The following is a 22774-nucleotide window of genomic DNA, read 5'->3' on the forward strand; positions in this document are numbered from 1 at the left end:
GTAATATTTTTAGATTATTCAATGTATCCATCTGTCTTCCACTTATCGAATAAAGCTCTTCTATCGGCAGTTAAAAGCCCGTTTTGCGGCATTGGATTGGCAGCATCATTTAAACGGGCTATTAAATTTCCATTTTGAGCCGAGTTTTTCACTTGATCATAGGTTTCAAGAATTAATCCATTGGCTGGGTTTACCGAACTATGACAGGTTAGGCAGTTATTAAATATGATTGGTTGAATGTCTCTTTGATAGGTGACTGTTCTATCTACAGGAGCTCCGGCTAGAGGAATTTCTGCAGTGGTACAACTAACACTTAATACAACAATTGCTAAATAAAATATTCTTCTCATTCTCTTAATTTTGAACATCAACATTGGTTACATTTTCTAATTTATTTTCTAATGGAGCTACTGTGAGCTTCTTGCTAATACTTAAAATATCTCCTTCTCCTGGAGCACCATCTCCACTTTTATCAGCAACAACAGTGAGATAATACTCTCCAGGGTGTAAGTATGTGTATAAGAAAGTATCTTCTTTATTTTCTAAGGCTGGGAAATGTAAAATGGTATCAAATGCAGCTACATCAGAAGTTAAAAATCCATTGGTGTCAGTTAAAGGATCTCTTGATAAGTACACCAACAAATTAGTATCTGTAATTTCACTATTTCTAGTAATATTAGTGGTTAATGTACCCAACCTTGGATGATCTGTAATTATATATGGGTCTCCAGATTGAGGAGCTAATTCATAAACATCATTATTGGTTTGGGAAGCTAAGAAAGTTGCGGATTTTGCTGGTTGTCCTGCTTGCTCTGTATATAAATGTTCTGGATTAAATCCATTAGCAAAGTCTAGACCATTATCAATAGTATTTTCAGGAAAACCAGTTGCATTTTGAGCAGCTTGTGCTAATTCCATATGCATTTTCTTTCCTTTGAAAGTCATGTGTCTAGAAGGTACACGATTCCCTAAATTACTTGTATATGAATTAAAGAAAAGCTCATCTCCTTTAAAACGAAGTTCCATGTACATAATTCCTGTTCCACCAACGGCATCTACAAGTCTGTAATATTTTCCTTCGGAATTTCGATCTTCAACTTTATCCATTACAAAATAACTTGTACGATAAATTCCATTTAATAGCCCTCCATTACGAGCCATAATGGTTCTTTTTCCTTTGTAATTGGTAACAAAGAATGAAGTAAATAGGTTTCCTAATGATCCACCTTCGTGAATACCGTGTATATGAGATTTTGAAATTGCTCTATAGTCCCAAGCAAACCAAGGATATTCATCGGCAATTACTTTATTGGTACCAACCCAATGTCCTTGCATTTTTTCAAGAAAATCAAATCCATCAATAGTAATATCTAAAGGGTTTACTTCTGTAACAGGATTTGTGGGAGGTATAAGGTTGGTTCCTCCAGTAATATCTCTTACGTTGTCTTCACAACCTATTAAAAAAAGAACAAATAATGTTCCTAAAAGAAAGTGTCTTTTTTTCATAATTTAGTTTCTGTTATTGTTTTCTTGTCCAAGTTTCTATTAATGGTTTCTTTCTTATATAAGTGGTAACTTTTAAAGTATCTTGATGCTTAACTTCTATTTGATAGTTTTGAGTATTGGTTTGAGTAGCTCCAGATACCGCATCTATAAAAAGGAGGTCTTTATACTGTAAATTTTTGATGAAAATATCTTTATCAGTACCTGTTTCATGTAGTATGGTTGTACCATCATTATAGTAAAGAAGTTTACCAACTATATGTTTGCTCACCTTTTCAAATTTGTAGGTAGCTTCATAAAATTTGTTATTGGTTTTCCAAATGCCAATAATCCTTTGATCAAAAGATTTGGAACAACCTAGAAGTAGAATTATGGTTATTAATAAAAAACGTTTCATGATTTATAGTTTAAAGCCGAGACAAAAATGTGAAGGATGTTAGAAAGTTTTTTTGACCTATGTCAAAATCATGCTTGAGCGCTTTTTTTGACCTATGTCAATTTGTTTTTATCAACCCAACAGTAGTTTTGGAGAAAACTTTTTAAGATGAAAAAATTAATGTTACGTTGGAATGTTGATACACCAAGAGATTTGATTATTATATTCTTTGTGTTTTCAATAACAGGGTCTTCTTCAGTATTAATAGGTAGACCTATATTAAAGTTTTTAGGAATAACATTGGAGTATATACATCCTATCATTTACTATCCATTATTTATTATTTCAAGCTTTATATTCTATCAAATATTTTTAGTGATATATGGGTGGGTTTTTGGACAATTCAACTTTTTTTGGAATATGGAAAAGAAGATGTTAAAGAGGTTTGGAATCACTATTTAATATTTCTCTCTATATTTAAGATATGAAGAGTACAACTAAATGGAGAACTATAATTGCATTGATATTAATGTACATTGCCATATTTATGAATTGGGAATGGGCATGGGGAATCCTTTTTTTGTTTTGGATTATTCCTGACTTATTTTCTGGGGTTACTTATTTTATTGAGCCTATTTTTAGAAAAAAGAATACGATTTTATACTGGGTAATTGTAATTTCCTGGTTATTAATGGCATTATATTCTTTATCCACTTTATTTATAGATGTAAATCAATTTTATTATTAATAATGAAAGACTTTTCTATTATTTCAATATTTAAAAAATACAAATGGAAAATATCTCTTACTTTTCTATTGCTAGTATTAGAAAATATAGCCAAAGTACTACAACCTTTGGTATTGGGAATAGCCATTAACGATTTAATCAATAAGAAAAATGACGGGCTATGGCTATTTTGTATTTTATACGGAATTGGTTTTGTGATTGGTACAATTAGAAGATATTATGATACGAGAGCGTATACATCAATTTATACAAATGTAGCTACTGAAATTGCCGAAAAGCAAAACGAAAAACAAATAGAGGTTTCGGCTATTGCGGCCAGAAGTGCTCTGGTAAAAGAGTTGGTTGATTTTTTTGAACATGATGTTACGCAAGCGTTTACCTCCGCCATTAGTGTAATAGGAGCATTGATAATGTTGGCTTTGTTTGATTGGTGGATTTTTGGTGGGTGTTTGTTGGCCATTATAATCATTGTACTAATCTATACTTTTAGTACACAGCGTATTTATAATTATAATATTGGTTTAAATGATGAATTAGAACATCGAATTAACGTATTGGAAAAAAGAGAGCATACTGGAATTTTTAACCATTTTAGAAATATTGCTAAATGGTTGGTGAAAATGTCGGATTTAGAAACTATAAATTTTTCAATCATCGAAATAGTACTTTTTGCTTTAGCCATTTTTGCGCTATATGCATCTGCAAGTGCTGTCAATGCAACTGCAGGAAGTATTTTTTCGGTATTAACGTATGTGTTGGAATTTTCAGGAGGTGTGTTTATGCTTCCTATTATTTTTCAACAAATTATTAGATTACAAGAAATAAGTTCGAGATTAAAAACAATATAAATGAAAAAGTGGAAAACAATTGTGGCTCTGGTATTGTTAGTGCTAGCTGTAATTTTTGAATGGGACTGGTTTTGGGCATTTTTTATCTTGATGGGATTATTGAATGTTTTAAAGAGTAAAACAATTCATTTTGTAGAGGAGGTATCTCTTGAAGAAACCCCAAGGTTGTACTGGACAATGATTTCGATTTGGTCGTTTTTGGCGTTATTTTCTATTTTAAATTATTTAAATATTTTGACTTAGGTCAAAGTGTAAATAGGCTATTGTACAGAACTTTGCAGTAAATAAAATATACAAAGATGAAACTGATTTTAACCTTAACACTCTCGATTCTTGCCTATTTTGGAATGGTCTATTACGGAGCAAGTTCACTCGTTATTTGGATTGTTTTGATAATCCTATGGACTGTTATAGATTATTTTACCTATGATAAACCATTTTCATGGACAGATTATATCATTTTGGTAATTGTATTATCATTAGTAGAAATTGGTTCTTGGTATAATTATTTTGGAGTCTTATAAGCGATTTTGACCTGTGTCAAAAGTAAAATAAACTACTCTAAGGATATTTGTATTAATTAAAAATTTAAAAAATGAGCAAAACAAGATTAATAATATATAGCATAGTAATAATAGCAACCATTGTTGGTATACCACATTATGTGGCAGATAATTTTAATATAGCCGAATATACCAATGAAACCGTTGATCGTTTCTTTTATATTTTTAACGATTTAAGTGTACTGTATATCATTGTACCATTTTTTGTACTTGAACTTGTTAGATATCTTGTCACGAAAAGATTAAACAAAGACTTAGCATTAGATTCAGTGGCGAATGTATTAACCGTAGGATTTTTTACTGTTATCAATTATATTTTAGGGTTTTTATTTGCAACAAAACTATACGTATGGGCTTGGGAATATCGTTTTTTTGATGAACTACCGTTAACTTGGGTAACCATTACATCTTGTATACTTTTGGCTGATTTTTTATATTATTGGGAACATCGATTAATGCACGAATTAGCTGCAGGATGGGTAACGCATACCGTACATCACAGTTCTCCCCATTTTAATATGTCGGTGGCGTATAGGTTTGGACCATTAGATGGATTTTTCCCATTATTCTTTTCGGTACCAGCCGTTATGTTAGGATTCAATCCGTTTTTAATGTTAGCAGCTGAACTATTTGTACAAACATTTCAAGCAGTATTGCATACAGAAATTATAGGTAAATTGTTTAAACCAATAGAGTATATTTTTAATACACCATCGCACCATCGTGTGCACCATGGTTCCAACAGACAGTATTGGGATAAAAACTATGCAGGAATTTTAATTATTTGGGATAGAATGTTAGGAACTTTTGAACCAGAGGAGGAAAAGGTAGTGTATGGTATTTCAGAACCTTTAAACAGCGTGAATCCGATTAAAGTATTTTTTCATGGAATTACCCGTTTCTATGATAAATTGAAACATACTAAGGGGGTTGGAAACAAGTTACTATCTTTTGTAAAAAGACCACATTGGATGCCTAAAGGCCAAACGTATCCGCCTCAACAAGCATCAGATAAATAATGTATAACTCAAAATGAATAGTAGAAAATGAAGATAGCAAATAGTATATTTAAAGTTTTAGGATATGTAATTATTCTTGGAGGGTTAGGAACATTAATTGTTTTTGCTTTGTATCCATCACAAGATGAATGGGAGTATTATATACAAGAAGCGTCTGTTGAAGAGCAGTATAGTACTGAAGATACAACAGAAGAAAAGCCCCAAAAAGTATCATCTACCGCAAAAACTGTTAAAAGTAAAAATACAGTTTCATTAATAGGAAAATGGAAAGTGGTATATAAGAGCTTAAATGGGGCCGTGGTTTATGATGTGAAGAAAGAAGGTAAAATATACAATGCTTTTACCTATGAAGTTCAAGATGAAAATGGTTACGGAGAAAAAGTTCCCTTAGTAAAAACCTTAATCATTAAATATTTCAATGGTAAAAAAGGAAAAGGAATTTATAAGGTAGAGTTTGAAGAAAAAAAATACGATATTCCATGTAAAATTAATTTAAAAGATAATAATACATTTCTACTAAGTTATGATTATTATGGGTATAAGGATACTGAAGTTTGGAAAAGAGAAAATTAAAACTTTATAAAAGATTATGAGTTCAACATCAAACAATAATAATTCAGAAGTTTCTAAAATGATGCACGCGCTTCCAGTTGAAGCATATACTTCACAGGAATGGTTCGATTTAGAAATGAAGCATCTTTTTTCTACTACCTGGCAATATGCTGGTTTGGTTGAAGACGTAGCAAATCCTGGAGATTATATTTCTGTTCAAGCAGGGTTGAATAATATATTTATTGTTAAAGGAAGAGATCATCGTTTAAGAGCTTTCCACAATATGTGTCGTCATAGAGGAACACAATTGTTAAGAGCAGTAGGAAAAAATCAAAAAGCGATTACTTGTCCTTATCACGATTGGACCTATGATTTAGAAGGCAAACTGGTTAGTATTCCGAAGAAAGACCAAGAATTTCCAGATTTAAACGGTAAGGAATTACATGAATGTGATTTAAACCTGCATGAAGCTTCAGTAGATATTTTTAAAGGAATGCTTTTTGTACATCCAGAAAAGAATGCCCCAAGTATTATGGAGTTTTTTGGTGAAGTGGAACCTTATTTAGGTCCGCATGTAGTTGAAGAATTGGTAGAATGGAGTGAAACAGATGGAGAACCTTTTTATGCTAAAGAAATTAAATCTAACTGGAAAATTGTAGTAGAAAATTATATTGATCATTATCATTTAGCACATTTACATGAAGGAACCTTGAATATGTACGACCATTCAAAAGCAGAGTTTGGGTGGAAAGGTCCGCACTATTGGTTTTATGAGCCATTGGTAGATGATTACTTAAAAGATGTAGACAATGCTGCGCAATTTCCACTAATTGAAAGTGTACCTAGAGAGAAAATAGGAGCCTATGTACCATGGTTATTCCCTAATATTGGTATTACCGAAGGAGAAGCACAATGGAATACTTTTCATGCAATTCCATTAGCTCCGGATAGAACATTGGTGGTAATTAGATCTAAGGTTGAAAATAAAAGTGAATGGGAGTTTACCAAACAATATGCAAAGTCTGCTATGAGTAAAGTTTGGCAGCATTATGGTAATAAAGGAAAGTATGAAGGAGAAAAAGATGATCCAATGGCTTCTGGAGATTTTATGGCTGAAGATATTTATGCATGTGAACAACAACAAAAATCGTTAAGTTCTCCGTATTTTAGTGTTGGTGCCAGAGCAGTTAGGGGAGAATATGCTATAATGCGATTTCAGGAAGAAGTAAAAAAATGGATGGAAGCTCATGGGGCTTTTGATAAAAAATAAAAGAAATATGATGAGAAAAATTGTACTAGGGTTAATGATTGTTTTAGCAGCCTGTAATACCGTACAAAATAAAAAGGACACTTCACAATCTTCACAAGATAATTTGAATATAGAGAACAAAGAAGTAATTGTATTAAAAGTAAATGCTCAAAAAGTAGATTGTTACGGAGCTCATGGTAAACAAAAATGTTTACAGATTAAAGAGTTAGGGGTAGATAGTACTTGGAAAAATCAATATGAAGGAATAGAGGGTTTTAATTACAGTCCAGGGTTTGTATACAATTTACAAGTGGAAAAGATAACATTAAAAGAAGCACCTCAAGATGCCTCTTCAATTTTTTACAAATTAATAGAAGTGTTGAAAAAAGAAAAGCCAATTACAGATGAAGAATTGGCAAAATTTCCAATGTTAGAAGTTACTGAAATAGCAAATGGGAAAGATGGCTATACGGCTACTTTAAAAGACAATAAAGGAGGATTGTATACCTGTACGATTAGTATTCCAAACCTAGAAGATAATTATGTGCAATTAAAAGTAGGAGATAAAGCAAGAATAGCTGGAGAATATGCTGAGAGCTATCCTGTACAAATCTTTGCTAAGCGAATTTTAAAAGTAGAATAAGATGTCTAAGTTTCATAAATTAAAAGTACTAGAAGTAAAAAAAGAAACGAATGATTCCGTTTCGGTATCCTTTGACGTTCCTTATGAACTGTATGAAACGTTTAATTTCAAAGCAGGACAATATGTAACCTTAAAATTTGTAATAAACGGAGAAGAAGCAAGACGTTCTTATTCTCTTTGTAGCAGTCCAGTATTGGAAAAACCTTTAAAAGTAGGGGTAAAACGTGTAAAAAAAGGATTAGTATCAAATTACATTAATGATAATTTAAAATCAGGAGATATAGTTGAGGTGATGGTTCCTGATGGACGCTTTTTTGCAGATGTTCAAAAAGAGAACTATAAAACTTATTATTTGTTTGCTGCTGGAAGTGGTATTACTCCAATACTTTCTATTTTAAGAACAGTGCTACTAACAGAAGAGAAGAGCTATGTGAACATGATTTATGGAAATAGAAATCAAGAAACCATCATGTTTAAAGAAGAGCTAGAAGCCTTGAAAAAAGAATTTCCAGAAAGGTTTGCCTTAGTATATACTTTAAGCAAGCCTAAAAGTAGCTTTTGGTCTTCTAAAAATAAAATGGATCATCGCAAAGGAAGAGTAGATAAAACGGCCATAGAATGGTTTATAAATGAATTTCCTCCTTATGCACAGAATGCAGAATATTTTATTTGTGGGCCTGGTACCATGATAGAAAATACTCAAAAAGTATTACAGAGTATGGATGTTCCAGATACCCGAATTTTTATTGAAAGCTTTGGAGGAGGAACATCTGAAGAAACTACAGAAGTCATCGATAATGCTAATTTAACTGCTAGTTTAGATGGAGAAGAAATAAACATACATATTCCAAAGGGTAAAACTATCTTACGAGCCATGTTAGATAATAACTATGATCCTCCATATTCATGTGAAGGAGGAGTGTGCTCTAGCTGTATGTGTAAGTTGAATAAAGGAGAGGTTTTCATGAAAAAGAACCTTGCCTTATCTGATGCTGATGTAAAGGATGGCTATATTTTAAGCTGTCAAAGTGTTCCTTTAACTGAAGAGGTAGCTATAGTTTTTGAATAATTCGTTTTTTAAAACTTTATGAATTAGTGATTTAATTTGTACATTTAGTCAATAACCATATTTCTAAATTACAAATTGAAATCATTTTTTAAACTCTCATTTCTTCTTTGTTTTTTAAGTGCCTCTTGCCTTTTTGCTCAAGAATTCCCACCTGTAACTAATTTTTTTCCTAAAGAGTATAAAGGAGAAAAGCAGAATTGGGCTATATCTCAAGACAAAGAAAAGACTATATACATAGCAAACAATCGAGGTTTACTTACCTATAATGGAGCTTCTTGGAGGCTATATGATTCTCCAAATGAAACGATTATTAGATCTGTAAAAGTTATTGATGATAAAGTTTTTACAGGGTGTTATATGGAGTTTGGTTATTGGGAGAAAAATGAACTAGATGAATTAGAATATACCTCACTATCTAAAGAAATCAGAGACCAATTAATAGAAGATGAACAATTTTGGAATATTTTATCTTTTGAAAATATGGTTGTTTTCCAATCGTTAAATCGAATTTATATCTATGATTTAACCAATAGGAGCTTTAATATACTGGGCTCAAATGAATCAATCACAAAAACATATCAAACTCAAAACACTATATATTTTCAAAAATCTAATCAAGGATTATTTAAGATAGAAGAAGGAAGAGAGTTGCTAGTTTCAGATGATAATATCCTTAAAGAAAATAGAGTTATAAATGTATTTCAGAAGAATGAAGATGTATTGGTTCTAATTGAAAATAAAGGGTTTTTCAAACTTTCAAATAAAGAACTAAAAGAATGGCAAACTTCTTTGAATTTGGAACTAAACACGGTAAATGTATACAATGCAATACAGTTGAAAAATGGAAATTTTGCATTGGGAACAATAGCTAATGGATTTATTCTTTTAGATACTAAAGGTCACTTGTTATATCAATTAAATAGAGAAAAAGGGCTCAATAATAACACAGTACTTTCCTTGTATGAAGATATTGATGAAGATATTTGGTTAGGTTTAGATAACGGAATTAGCTTAGTTAATGAAGAATCACCATTTACATTGTTTAATGATTTTATTGGAGATTTAGGAAGTATTTACGCTTCAGCTATTTTTAAAGAGTATTTATATTTAGGTACAAATCAAGGTTTGTTTTTTAAAAAAATGAACTCGTCAGATGACTTTAAACTGATTCAAGGAACAAAAGGTCAAGTATGGAGCTTAAAAGTAATTGATGAAACACTTTTTTGTGGGCATAATTTAGGAACCTTTACGGTAAATAGTGGTAAGGTAACTTTAGTATCGACTATTGAAGGAACATGGGATTTTAAGAAGATAAATGATTCTTTAGTATTACAAGGAAACTATGATGGGCTCTATGTTTTACAAAGAGAAGACGAGAACTGGAGTTTGAGGAACAAAATAGAAGGTTTTAATATCTCATCAAAACAGTTTGAGATTTTTAAAAGCACTAAGATTTTTGTAAATCATGAATATAAAGGAGTGTATGAATTAAAGGTTGATGAAGATTTTACTAGCACGTTTAAAATAAAAAAAGATACCGTAAATTTAGGAGTACATTCAAGTATTGCTTCATTTCAAAACAAAATTTATTTAGCCTATAAAAAAGGCATTTTTGAATATAACGAAGAAAATGCATCCTTTGTAAGAGATACTTCTTTAAGTAATATTTATAAAGACGACTTTATTTCGGGGAAATTAGTTATTCAGGATAATGAAATGTGGGCTTTTACACAATCTAGTTTAGCTCAAATAACACCAAGTAAACTTTCAAATGGGTTTGAAGTAAAGAAAATACCTTTAGATAATATTAAAAGAAACAGTGTTGTTGGGTACGAGAATATTTTAAAAATTGTTAAGAATCAATATTTGTTATGTTCCTCTTCTGGATATATTGTTATAAACACAGCAAAATTACCTCAGAAGGAATTTGAAGTAACGCTTAATAAAGTTTCGTTGAAAGGGAACAAAATAGACCATGAAGTCAATGGTGTTTTTAAGAATCATCAAAACAACTTAACCTTTACCTATAATGTTGCAGAATTTGATAAGTTCTTTTTACCGGAGTATCAATATCGCTTAGAAGGATTGGAAAAAGAATGGAGTAAATGGTCTACTAGTTATTCAAAAACTTTTGAAAGTCTACCAAACGGAAACTATACTTTTTTAGTACGGGGTAGAGTAGGTAGTATGTTATCTAAGAATGAAGCTAGTTATTCATTTGAAATAAAAAAACCTTGGTATGCAAGTAATTTTATGCTAGTAATTTATGTCATATCCTTTGTGTTATTTTCCATAGCAATGCATATGATGTATAGGAGATATTATAAAAAGCAACAAAGAAGAATTATACAAGAAAATCAAAAAGAATTGAAAATAGCACAAATAGAAAATGAAAAAGAAATCATTAAAATTAGAAATGAAAAATTAAGAAAAGACTTTAAAGATAAGAGTAAGGAATTGGCATCATCTATTATGAGTGTTGTAAAAAAGAACGAACTATTAACATCTATAAAGAATCAAATTGTTAGTGTTGATAATGGGCAACTAAAGCCTGTAATTAAATTGATAGACCAAAATTTAAAAGACAATGATGATTGGGAGTTCTTTCAAGAGGCCTTTAATAATGCAGATAGCGAGTTTTTACAGCGCCTAAAGAAATTACATTCTAATTTATCTCCTAATGATTTAAAACTCTGTGCTTATTTACGTCTAAATTTATCTTCTAAAGAAATAGCTCCGCTTTTTAATATATCTGTAAGAAGTGTTGAAATTAAACGCTATAGACTACGTAAAAAAATGAATCTTCAACACGAAAACAACTTAGTTGATTATATTTTAAATCTATAGAAACTTTACACATTCGTTTTTAACACGGTTTTTACCTATACATTACCTATACAAAGCCATTTTTTCTTGTTTTTTAGAGGGGATTTGATTTTTGGTTATTTCTTGTTTTTATGTGGGTTTTGTTGTTGAAAATTTAAAAAACGCATATTTTTTTTGGTGTGTATATTTTTTGTTGAGGTATTTTTTATCAATTCTGTAAATTATAACTGTACTTTTATTGTGTAACATTCTGTTTCGCAATTGCTATCACAGTATCATTAGTAACGATCGCAGAAAAGATTAAAACTCAACATATAATGAAAGTAATTTTAAAATTAACATTACTTCTTTTTACACTAAACTTTTATAGTCAGGCGCAAAAAGTAACTGTTGTAAAAAACAACGAAGGAATTATGTTAACAGTAAATGGAAAGCCATTTATTGTTAATGGTGTCAATTGGGATTATGTGCCAATAGGTAATACCATTACAGATCCTGGAATTTGGAATCAATCCGATGACATTATTAAAGCTGCATTAGACTCTGAAATGTCACTTCTAAAAAATATGGGAGTCAACGCAATTAGAACCTATAATTTACAGCCAAAGTGGATTACATACATCTATGATAAGTATGGTATTTACACCATGTTAAACATCACTTTTGGAGCATATGGTTTAACCATAAATGGTGCTTGGGTGCCAGAAACAGATTACGCAGACTCAGCAACTAAAAAGGTGTTAATGAAGGAGGCTGTAGATATGGCAAATAAATATAAAAACACTCGCGGTTTATTACTTTATATGATTGGAAATGAGAACAACTATCACTTAGTATGGAAGGGAACGGAGACAGAAGATATTCCTATTCCAAAAAGTAAAGGAGAAGAAACTAGAGTAGCTGCAAGAGCACTATATAGAGCGTTTAATAATGCGGTTAAAGAAGTAAAGAAAATAGATCAATCACATCCAGTTGCTATTTGTAATGGAGATTTAGGATTTTTAGATATAGTAAAAGAAGAATGTACTGATATTGACATCTATGGAACTAACATGTATAGAGGTAAGACTTTTACAGATGCTTTTGAGAGAGTTAAAAAAGAATTAGGTCTTCCCGTATTACTGACTGAATTCGGATCGGATGCATATAACGCAAGAGATGGCAAAGAAGATCAGGCAATGCAAGCTTATTATGATGTAGAAAATTGGAAAGATATTTATGCCAATGCTGCTGGTTTAGGAAAAGCTGGGAACTCCCTTGGAGGATTTACCTTTCAATTTAGTGATGGTTGGTGGAAATTTGGTCAAACTAAGAATTTAGATGTTCATGATAATAATGCATCATGGAGTAATGGAGGATATGCCAGAGATATGGCAAAACCAGGAGATAACAATATGAATGAAGAATGGTTTGGTATCTGTGCAAAAGGACCAACCGATGCTCGTGGATTATATCAATTATATCCGAGAGCTGCTTACTATGCATTACAACAAGTTCATAAACTGAATCCGTATGATAAAGGAATGACTTTAGATTTCCTCAACAATTATTTTGAAGGAATTAATGTAATGAATGCTGTTTTGAAAGCAAGAGGAGATCAAGCAGCTTTAAAAGCACAAGAAGGAGGAAAAATAAAAATAAGCCAATTAAGGGCAGAGTTTACTACTTTTTATACTGGTGGAAGTTTGTTAACAACACCAGATACTCCAGATCCAACACAGAATAGATATCCAAATCAAACAGGATTTGATTTTATGCACTCATACTTTATAGGTGTTGAAGGTAAGCCTTCAGATAATATGAGAGCAGAAGTAAACTTTAATGTTATAGGAGAAGTTGCAGAGAATCCTATAGATGAAATTTTCTATGAAAATAGAGCGAGACCAGTTGAAAATGTTAATACAGCAAATGGAAACGTCACTTTGGGTGATGTAAACAAAGTAAATGTATACAACGCATCTTTTGAATGGAATGCTCAAGATTTTAATTTAAGAGGATTTTATAGAACAGGGCATTATCATTGGGGGTACGAAGGAGATTTTTTCGGATTATACCCAGAAGCAAACTACGGACCGAATTTAGATATTTATGGAGGAGAGATTTTAGGAGTTGAAATTGATGGAAAAAGAGCACTTAAAGGTTTAAAGGTAGCAGCTGGTCCTCAATTATGGTGGGGAGCAAATCCAACAATGCTATTCAAATACACAAAGAATATAGCAGGCGTTGACGTAACGGGAATATATCATAGAGATGTAAATACCGATTTAGAATTTGATCAAACGGGAAGACGAGTATTAAATAATAATCAGGTTCGAAGTGGTGTTATACCACCTTGGCCAACAGAAAGAGCCACTTTAGTAGTAGAAAAGAAGTTTGGAAATATAGGAGTAACCTTAGGAGGAATTTGGGCAGGTAGTCCTTTAAATGGAAGCTCATTTCAAGATGTTAGAGGAACTTCAGGAAACTACATAGTTTATACCGATAAAATCAATTCAGATGATAATTGGGGAGGTAAAGCAAAAGTAACTTATCAAAAAGGACGCCTTAATTGGTATGCTCAAGGAAGTATTATGGGATTGGTAGCTAATGGAGGTGCAGATCAAACACAAACGTTTACAGGTTGGAAATTAAGAGATAACGGAAGCGGAAATCAAACCAACTTTTTATCTGGGTTTACCTATAGTTTTGGAGACTTTCAAGTTGCACCCAACTTTTTATGGCAAAAACCAATTGTAGATGCAATGCCGAATGATGTAACAGGTCCAGGAAGATTAAGAAATGTTATTGATGATCCTTTTGTTGTAAGAGCAAATAGAGAAACTACAGCAGGAGAAATATTATTTACCTATGATCCAACACCAGGAACCTGGATGTATCAATGGGATAATGATAGAAAGGAAGATGCAAAGTTTGCAATGAACTTAGGTTTTGTATACAGACATTTACCAACTACGCAAGATGCACATATTGGCTTTTTAGCTGATCGATCGTTTTTTGCTTTCAATAATTCGGCACCAGCCGAAGATTTATGGGAAGTACATTCAAGAGTGGTTTCTAAAATTAGTCCAGATTTTGGATTAGTAGCCAACATTTATGCAGGAAACGGACAAGCAAATGGAGATAGTCAACGTACCATAGACCGCTTTGGAACGGATGTAAGAGTAATCTATAAAAAGATGAAAATTACTGGAGCCGTGAAGGTAAATGATTGGGGACCTTTTGATTATCACAGAGACTTTAACTTAACGTTCCCACTTCAATTAATGTTAGATTTTTCAACTTCCGTAGGAAAACAAGATTGGTTTATTCTACCAAGTACAAAAATTGGTATTAGAGGAACATGGCGTTCGTTAGACGAGTTTTCTCCTAGATATTCACCAAATGAGGCATTGCCTTTTGCAAATTCACCAATTATTAGTCCAGTAGGATTTGGTAATGGTTCCGAGTGGGAAATAAGAACATATATACATATCAACATAGGAAAATAAAGAACTAAATAATGAAGACTAAGAAATATATTTATTCAAAGATTGCCTGTGTTTTAGGGGTAATTTTATTAACAATAACAAGTTGTGAAAGAGGTTTGTCAGAAGAAGCTGAGTTTGCAACCTATCCAACCAATGGAGGGATCTTTTTAGATGCCTTTGTAGGAGGTTTAGATTATTTTCCTTTCGGAGGATCTTTCGCGGAAGCTTTTTCAGTAGATACCAATGAAAAATATTTAGGTACTGCCTCAATGCGTTTTGATATTCCTGTTTTTGGAGTTGGTTTTGGAGGAGCCACGTTTCAAAGCTTAGGTCCTCGAGATTTATCGGGTTATGACGCTTTAACTTTCTGGGCAAAAGCATCTCAAGGAGCAGATATAAACGAAATAGGGTTTGGTATAGATGGAGATACAGGAAATAAATACCAAGTTACTTTGCAAAATCTACAAATATCAACGGCTTGGAAGAAGTATGTTATTCCGATACCAGATCCATCAAAATTGAATCAAGAAAGAGGTATGTTTTGGTATGCTGAAGGAGCAGAGAATCAATTTGATGAAGGCGGATATACATTTTGGATCGACGAATTACAGTTTGAAAAATTGGGTACTGTAGCACAACCGCAACCAAAGATTTTAAATGGGGTAGATGTTGTACAGAACACCTTTAATGGCTCTACAGTTCAGATCAATGGAACCCAAACCTTTAATACCGGTTCAGGAGAAAATATAACTACAAATGTAGCACCGTCATATTTTAGTTTTGAATCATCAAATCCAGATGTAGCCATAGTAAACGAGTTAGGTAAAGTTACCATACTAACCCAAGGAACATCATTAATTACTGCAAAACTTGGAGGAGTAGCTGCAAAAGGATCTTTAACGCTCAACTCTTCTGGGAATTTTACTCCAGCACCAACACCACCAACAAGAAATTCAGCAGATGTTGTCTCTGTATTTAGCAATGCTTACAACAACATAAACATTGATTTCTATAATGGATTTTTTGGAGGGCAAACTACAGAAGGAGGAGCTGTTGATTTAGGAGCAGAAAATGTAATTAGATATACCAACTTAAATTTTGTTACGGTACAATTTAGCAATCCTACAGTAGATGTATCTCAAATGACAACACTTCATTTAGACATCAAGGTAGACGAATCTGTTGCAGGAGGAGATGCCATTACAATAGAACTTGGAGATTTTGGAGGAGATGGAGTTTTTGGAGGAGTAGGTTCAGATGATTCAGCAGGATCAGCAACACCAATTACAGGTTTTACTGAAGGACAATGGTTAAGCGTAGACATACCTATAAATAGCTTTACAGGAGGAACAGGAGCTGGTTTTACTGGATTAACTGGTACCACCAATTTGGCACAAGTTACTTTCGTTTCGAGTACGATTTCGAATATTACAGTTGATAATATTTACTTCTTTAAATAACAAATAAAAACTAAGTATATGAGTCATATAAATCATTTAGTAGTTAAGAAAGTTTTGTCTAAGTATGTATTGTTAGCAATTACACTAGTGTGTTTTGCATGTAATAAAAGTGAAGAACAAACAGTAGCCACTTTTTCTAATTTGGTTTGGAGTGATGAGTTTGATACAGATGGAGCTTTAAATAATTCTCTTTGGACCTATGATATAGGTATTGGTCAAAATGGATGGGGAAATAATGAATTACAATATTATACAGATAGACCAGAAAATGTAACGGTACAAAATGGAGTACTTATCATAACGGCAAGAAAAGAATCATTTAACGGGGCTGGTTATACCTCAGCAAGAATAAAAACCGAAGGATTGTTTGAACAAGCCTATGGAAGGTTCGAGGCAAGAATTAGAGTGCCTTACGGACAAGGTATGTGGCCAGCATTTTGGCTATTAGGAAACAATTGCAATGAACCTGGTTTTACATGGCCTAATTGCGGAGAAATTGACATCATGGAATTCAGAGGGCAAGAACCTACAAAAATACACGGAAGTGTTCATGGACCAGGATATTCAGCAGGAAATGCGATTACTAAAAGTTACGAATTAACAAATGATAGATTCGATACAGGTTTTCATGTATTTGGTATAGAGTGGGCGCCAGACTATGTAAACTTTTATGTAGATGATGTTTTATATAATCAGATAACTAAAGCAGATGTAACAGGAGATTGGGTATTAGACCATCCTTTTTATATCATCATAAATTTAGCTGTTGGAGGAAGTTTTGTGGGACCTCCAAATAGCGAAACGGTTTTCCCACAAAGTATGCTGGTAGATTATGTTAGAGTGTATAAACAATAATTAATTCAAAAGACTAAAAAGATGAAACAATTAATTAAAAATGTTAGGGTATTATCAATCTTTATTTTGATTATAACTTTTATAGGATGTGAAGAGAATGATGCTACTTTACCTAAAGTAACCTCGGGTTTCACGTACACTGTTAATCAAGATTTAGGAAAAGTTACTTTTATCAATATATCCGAAAATGCCGATAATTATGAATGGGATTTTGGAGATGGAACTACTTCAACAGAAATTAATCCAACAAAAATATATCCTACGGGAGAATATACGGTGGTACTAAAATCAACCAATATATCTGGAGCGTCAGAAACTTTTGAAGATAAAGTTTATATAAACATACCAATACCGGTTAGATTACCAATTAATTTTGATACCGCTAATGTTAAATATGATGAGATAACCTTATTTCCAACAGGCGGAACGTTTAAACTAGTTGAAAACCCAGATCCTTCAGGAAGCAATGCTACAAGTTCAATGGTGGCAGAATTAACAAATAATGGAGTTAATTGGGAAGGATTCTTTTACGACTTAGATGCTCCGATAGATTTTACTACGAATAAAACTATTGTAATGGATCTTTGGTCTAATGTACAAGTACCAGTATTATTAAAACTTGAACAAGGTTCTGCGGCAGATGTAGAAATAACAGTTACTCATGGAGGAACAGGATGGGAGCAATTAGTTTTCACATTCGATTCTGATGCAAAATATAATAGACTAACCTTGTTTGTTGATGGTCCAGGAACTACCGCAGGAAAATTCTATATAGACAATATTGAACAAGTTCCAACAATTGATGTAACTCCACCAACAATTACATTAAATGGAGATGCTTCAATGTCGGTTATTCAAGGAACTACATTTACAGATCCAGGTGCAACTGCAACCGATAATGTTGATGGTGATGTTTCCGGAAATATAATGGTGGGAGGAGATACAGTTGATACTTCAGCCTTAGGAACGTATACAATAACGTATAATGTTAGTGATGCAGCAGGTAATGCAGCTGCAGAAGTAACAAGAACCGTTGAAGTAGTTAGTGCACCTACAGCACCAACGAATCCAGCGCCAACTCCACCAGCGAGACAAGCAGGAGATGTTATCTCTATTTTTAGTGATGCTTATGCAGATGTAACATTAAGTGAGTTGCCAACTTCATGGTCAGCAACCTCTTTTGAAGCTACAACAGTAGGTAGTGATAATGTATGGAAACTATCTAATTTAGATTTCTTAGGAATTGTAACCAATTATGCAACGGGTATAGATGTTTCATCTATGGAAAAATTGCATATTGATTATTGGGTACCATCAGGTGTAACCAATGAATTATTGGTGAAAATTGTAAATACAATTGATGGGGGAGAAGATATCGAATCTCTTGGAACAACAGTAAGTGGATCTTGGCAAAGTATAGACATAGATATGTCTGGTTTTGATGGAGGTAACTTAGCTAATAAAGAAAAAATTACTCAAATTTTAATAGATTCAGATGGTATTCCTTCTGGAGATGTATTTATAGACAACTTTTACTTTTATAAAGAAGCGAGTTCTGGAGGAGGAGGAAGTTCAGGAAATGTAGTTTCGATTTATAACAATGATTTTACAGATATTTCAGTAAACGAATGGGGACCATTTTGGGGAGATTCTTCTGCTAGAATTGTAGATGGAACTCTTAATGGTAGTCCAGCGAAAGTGATCAATATGGAAGGGGGCAAGACATTTGCAGGAATTGACTTTTCATCATCTGCATTTGATGCAACGAGCTTTACAACATTCCATATAGATTATAAAGTAGACGTTTTATTACCAGGTCAGGTATTTAACATTAAGTTATCGAACCATGAAGGCGGAAGTGGTGAAACAAGTGCAATTCAGTATACTCATGTACCAACAAGTACAGATGTAAACTCATTGTCTATTCCTTTAGCAGACTTTGTCGCTGCTAGTGATCCTCAAAATTTAATCAGAAATGCAATCGCACAAATAGTAATTTCTGCAGCTAGAACAGATACAACTCAAGGAGTAAATATTACAATAGACAATATCTACTTCAGCGAGTAATTATAGCACCTCAGTTTGAATTAATAGAAAAGTCGAGGTACTACTCGACCTTTTTAAACAAAATTATAAGTTACACTAGTTACAATAAAATGAATTTAACTTTAGCACAAGAAGCAGTCAAAGAAGTTAAGTTAGAAAAGGTTTTTATAGAAGGAGAAGCTTTTTTTAAGATTAGCAATAATGACGAGATGCGTCCTTTTTTTATGAGTATTGTAAGTGCATCCAATCATTGGATGTTTATTGCAAGCAATGGCGGTATTACTGCGGGTAGACAAAACAGTGAGTTTGCGCTGTTTCCGTATTATACAGACGATAAAATAACGGAAAGCATTGAAGTTACAGGTAGTAAATCAATCTTTCAAGTACATAGAGAAGATAGAACATATTTGTGGGAGCCTTTTTCAGAACGTGGAGAAGGAATGTTTAACATCACTAGAAATATTTATAAAAATAGTTACGGAAATAAGATATTGTTTGAAGAGGTTAATCACGATTTAGAAATCACTTTTAGATACGGATGGAATACGAGTGATAAATATGGATTTATACGAAGTAGTAAACTTATAAATAGCTCTTTGCACTCTGTAAATGTTGACGTTCTTGATGGAATTCAAAACGTGTTGCCATATGGAGTTGGTAGTGATTTACAAAATGCAAGCAGTAACCTTGTAGATGCTTATAAACGAAATGAATTAGATAAGAAATCTGGCTTAGGAGTTTTTGCGTTAAGTGCTATTATAGTTGACAAAGCAGAACCTAGTGAAGCTTTGAAATCAAATATTGTTTGGAGTTGGGGAATAGAAAATCCTACTTATCTACTTTCTTCAAAACAGTTAAGAAACTTCAGAAGAAAGGAAAGCATATTTGAAGAAACAGATATAAAAGGAGAAAAAGGAGCCTATTATATCACAACTAAAATACAGTTAGCTTCAAATAGTAGTAAAGAATGGTATATAGTAGCGAATGTTAATCAAAACCATTCAGAAATAATTAAGCTATCTGAAAGTATTCAAAAAGACAAGAATTTATTAAAAAAAGTAAAACAAGATATCAATCTTGGTACAGAGCATTTGGTGCAATTAAATACAGCATCAGATGGTATACAAGTTTCAGCAGATAAATTAAGGAATACACGTCATTTTTCAAATGTGCTTTTCAATATCATGAGAGGAGGAATCTTTGATGATAATTATACCATTGAAAAATGGGATTTTAAAGCATATATCACAAAAGCAAATAAAAAAGTAGCTAGAAAGAATGAGATTATTATAGATAATTTACCTGAAAAGTTTATGGTTTCTAAACTAAAAGAGATTGTTGCAAAAACAACGGATAAGAATTTTAGAAGATTGTGTTTAGAATACATGCCCTTAAAGTTTAGTCGTCGTCATGGAGATCCTAGTCGACCATGGAACAAGTTTTCTATCAATACACAAAATGAAGATGGTTCTAAGAAATTAGATTATGAAGGGAATTGGAGAGATATTTTTCAAAACTGGGAAGCTTTAGCATATTCTTATCCTGCTTTTATTGAAAGTATGATTCATAAGTTTTTGAATGCAACCACTTTTGATGGTTATAACCCTTACAGGGTAACTAAAGATGGTTTCGATTGGGAAACGATAGAACCAGATGACCCATGGAGTTATATAGGATATTGGGGAGATCATCAAATCATTTACTTACTAAAGTTTTTAGAACTTATAGAAAGCTATGAGCCTAGAAAATTGGAAAGCTTTTTCAGCAAAGATTTGTTTGTATATGCAAATGTTCCTTATAGAATTAAGTCTTATCAGGATTTGTTAAAAAATCCGAAAGATACTATTGAATTTGATGAAAACTCTGATTTAAGAATAAGACAAGAACGCGATGAGTTAGGTGCTGATGGAGCGCTTTTACGTGATGAAAACAGATTTATACACAAAGTCAATTTTATAGAAAAAATACTAGCCACAGTACTGGCTAAATTATCCAACTTTATTCCAGAAGCAGGAATATGGATGAATACACAACGACCTGAATGGAATGATGCAAATAATGCCTTGGTAGGTAATGGAGTATCGTTGGTTACCTTATGTTACTTAAGACGATTTTTAAGTTTCTTTCAGGAGATTTTTGAAGACTCTCAATTAAAATCGGTAGAAGTTTCAAAAGAACTAGCAACTTTTTACAAAGAAGTCTTACATACTTTTGAAACACATAAAGACTTCCTTTCAGATAGTTTTACAAACCAACAAAGAAAACAGGTTTTGGATGGTTTGGGCCAAGTAGCAAGTGAATATAGATTACATATTTATCAAAACTCTTTTTCGGGCAGAAAAACCTCGGTCAGCTTAGAATCATTAAGAACTTTTATAAATCTAAGTTTAGCTTATCTAGAGCACACGATAAAAGCTAATAAAAGAGCAGACAATTTGTACCATGCCTATAATTTGATGATTGTAGAAAGTGAAAAATCAGTTTCAATAGCATATTTAGATGAAATGTTAGAAGGACAAGTTGCTGTACTAAGTTCAGGAAGTTTAACTTCATTAGAGGCTTTACAAGTATTAGATGCCTTAAAGCAGAGTCGTCTTTTTAGAGAAGATCAATACAGTTATTTATTATATCCAAATAAGGAATTAAAAGGCTTTATAGAAAGAAACACTATTCCTAATGAAGCTTTAGGAAAATCAACTGTATTACAAACCTTAGTTGATGTTGGAGATACTTCTATCATAGAAAAAGATATTCTTGGAGGATTTCATTTTAACGGGAATTTTAAAAATGCAAATGATTTGGCTATTGCTATGGATAATTTTTCGTTGGAAATTTCAGAAAAAGATAAAAATGAAGTATTCAAAATCTTTGAAGAAGTTTTTAATCACAAATCATTTACTGGACGTTCAGGAACTTTTTACGGGTACGAAGGTTTAGGGTCTATATATTGGCATATGGTTTCTAAATTACTATTAGCGGTTCAAGAATGTTGTTTAAAAGCGATTAAAGAAAATGAAAGCGAAGAAATTATAGGAAGACTGTTAGAGCATTATTATGAAATTAATGAAGGCATTGGAGTACATAAATCACCAACATTGTATGGTGCGTTCCCAACAGACCCTTATTCTCATACACCTGAAGGTAAAGGAGCTCAGCAACCTGGAATGACGGGTCAAGTAAAAGAAGATATTTTATGCCGTTTTGGAGAACTAGGAGTATATGCTTCTGAAGGAAAACTACACTTTAATCCGAATTTACTTAGGAGAAACGAATTTTTACAAGAAGCTAAAGAAATTAATTTTTTAACAGTTTCAGGAAATAAAAGAAAGGTGTTATTACCTACAGACTCTTTACTGTTCTCTTACTGTCAAATACCTATTGTATATATCATTTCAAAAAAGATAGGAATAGAAATTCAATATAGCAATGGAGACTACAGAACTATAGAAGAATTTAGTATGGATGCTACAACCAGTTCAGAAATCTTTAATAGAACAAATAGTGTGGCACAACTTAATGTGTTTATAACAGAAGAATATTTAAAATAATT

The 22774-nt window shown here is 32.4% G+C and carries 19 protein-coding genes; 16 read left to right on the plus strand and 3 right to left on the minus strand.

Going from position 1 to position 22774, the window contains the following annotated elements:
• Positions 1-14 precede the first annotated feature (14 nt).
• Genes Q0873_RS02775 through Q0873_RS02785 form a run of 3 tightly spaced genes read right to left on the minus strand, consistent with a single transcriptional unit; the run spans position 15 to position 1900 of the window.
• Positions 15-350: a hypothetical protein gene (locus Q0873_RS02775; protein ID WP_299104251.1), complete on the minus strand. Its 336-nt coding sequence runs from the start codon at positions 348-350 to the stop codon at positions 15-17.
• Positions 351-354: 4 nt separating this feature from the next.
• On the minus strand, positions 355-1506 hold the full coding sequence (locus tag Q0873_RS02780; RefSeq protein WP_299104252.1) for a hypothetical protein: 1152 nt from the start codon (positions 1504-1506) through the stop codon (positions 355-357).
• 13 nt (positions 1507-1519) lie between these two features.
• Positions 1520-1900, minus strand: a complete 381-nt coding sequence (locus Q0873_RS02785; RefSeq protein WP_299104253.1) for a hypothetical protein — start codon at positions 1898-1900, stop codon at positions 1520-1522.
• Between the two features lie 147 nt (positions 1901-2047).
• Here Q0873_RS02785 and Q0873_RS02790 point away from each other — a divergent pair, with 147 nt between their 5' ends.
• The 16 genes from Q0873_RS02790 to Q0873_RS02865 all read left to right on the plus strand — a co-directional run bounded on the left by Q0873_RS02790 (position 2048) and on the right by Q0873_RS02865 (position 22772).
• Complete coding sequence (locus tag Q0873_RS02790; protein ID WP_299104254.1) at positions 2048-2341, plus strand: DUF6787 family protein; 294 nt, start codon at positions 2048-2050, stop codon at positions 2339-2341.
• 22 nt (positions 2342-2363) lie between these two features.
• Positions 2364-2627, plus strand: a complete 264-nt coding sequence (locus Q0873_RS02795; protein ID WP_299104255.1) for a hypothetical protein — start codon at positions 2364-2366, stop codon at positions 2625-2627.
• 2 nt (positions 2628-2629) lie between these two features.
• The gene (locus tag Q0873_RS02800) at positions 2630-3475 is read left to right on the plus strand and encodes an ABC transporter six-transmembrane domain-containing protein (RefSeq protein WP_299104256.1); all 846 of its coding nucleotides are present in this window, start codon (positions 2630-2632) and stop codon (positions 3473-3475) included.
• Positions 3476-3718, plus strand: coding sequence for a hypothetical protein (locus Q0873_RS02805; protein WP_299104257.1), 243 nt, complete (start codon positions 3476-3478; stop codon positions 3716-3718).
• 56 nt (positions 3719-3774) lie between these two features.
• The gene (locus Q0873_RS02810; protein ID WP_299104258.1) at positions 3775-3999 is read left to right on the plus strand and encodes a hypothetical protein; all 225 of its coding nucleotides are present in this window, start codon (positions 3775-3777) and stop codon (positions 3997-3999) included.
• 71 nt (positions 4000-4070) lie between these two features.
• Entirely contained in the window at positions 4071-5057 is a 987-nt protein-coding gene (locus Q0873_RS02815; RefSeq protein WP_299104259.1) for a sterol desaturase family protein, read from the plus strand.
• A gap of 27 nt (positions 5058-5084) precedes the next feature.
• Positions 5085-5630, plus strand: coding sequence for a hypothetical protein (locus Q0873_RS02820; RefSeq protein WP_299104260.1), 546 nt, complete (start codon positions 5085-5087; stop codon positions 5628-5630).
• 16 nt (positions 5631-5646) lie between these two features.
• Positions 5647-6879 carry an aromatic ring-hydroxylating dioxygenase subunit alpha gene (locus Q0873_RS02825; RefSeq protein ID WP_299104261.1) on the plus strand — a complete coding sequence of 411 codons (1233 nt, stop codon included), beginning with the start codon at positions 5647-5649 and terminating at the stop codon, positions 6877-6879.
• 7 nt (positions 6880-6886) lie between these two features.
• Positions 6887-7501 carry a DUF4377 domain-containing protein gene (locus tag Q0873_RS02830; protein ID WP_299104262.1) on the plus strand — a complete coding sequence of 205 codons (615 nt, stop codon included), beginning with the start codon at positions 6887-6889 and terminating at the stop codon, positions 7499-7501.
• A 1-nt stretch (position 7502) separates the two neighbouring features.
• Positions 7503-8570 carry a ferredoxin--NADP reductase gene (locus Q0873_RS02835; protein ID WP_299104263.1) on the plus strand — a complete coding sequence of 356 codons (1068 nt, stop codon included), beginning with the start codon at positions 7503-7505 and terminating at the stop codon, positions 8568-8570.
• A gap of 75 nt (positions 8571-8645) precedes the next feature.
• Complete coding sequence (locus Q0873_RS02840; RefSeq protein WP_299104264.1) at positions 8646-11417, plus strand: triple tyrosine motif-containing protein; 2772 nt, start codon at positions 8646-8648, stop codon at positions 11415-11417.
• Positions 11418-11713: 296 nt separating this feature from the next.
• Positions 11714-14884, plus strand: coding sequence for a glycoside hydrolase family 2 TIM barrel-domain containing protein (locus tag Q0873_RS02845; RefSeq protein WP_299104265.1), 3171 nt, complete (start codon positions 11714-11716; stop codon positions 14882-14884).
• Between the two features lie 11 nt (positions 14885-14895).
• Positions 14896-16323: a carbohydrate binding domain-containing protein gene (locus Q0873_RS02850; RefSeq protein ID WP_299104266.1), complete on the plus strand. Its 1428-nt coding sequence runs from the start codon at positions 14896-14898 to the stop codon at positions 16321-16323.
• A gap of 18 nt (positions 16324-16341) precedes the next feature.
• Positions 16342-17178 carry a glycoside hydrolase family 16 protein gene (locus Q0873_RS02855; RefSeq protein WP_299104267.1) on the plus strand — a complete coding sequence of 279 codons (837 nt, stop codon included), beginning with the start codon at positions 16342-16344 and terminating at the stop codon, positions 17176-17178.
• A gap of 21 nt (positions 17179-17199) precedes the next feature.
• Positions 17200-19245 carry an immunoglobulin-like domain-containing protein gene (locus Q0873_RS02860; protein ID WP_299104268.1) on the plus strand — a complete coding sequence of 682 codons (2046 nt, stop codon included), beginning with the start codon at positions 17200-17202 and terminating at the stop codon, positions 19243-19245.
• A gap of 89 nt (positions 19246-19334) precedes the next feature.
• The gene (locus Q0873_RS02865; RefSeq protein WP_299104269.1) at positions 19335-22772 is read left to right on the plus strand and encodes a hypothetical protein; all 3438 of its coding nucleotides are present in this window, start codon (positions 19335-19337) and stop codon (positions 22770-22772) included.
• Positions 22773-22774: the final 2 nt, after the last annotated feature.

It is taken from the genome of uncultured Tenacibaculum sp. (genome assembly GCF_947498805.1).
GTDB lineage: Bacteria > Bacteroidota > Bacteroidia > Flavobacteriales > Flavobacteriaceae > Polaribacter.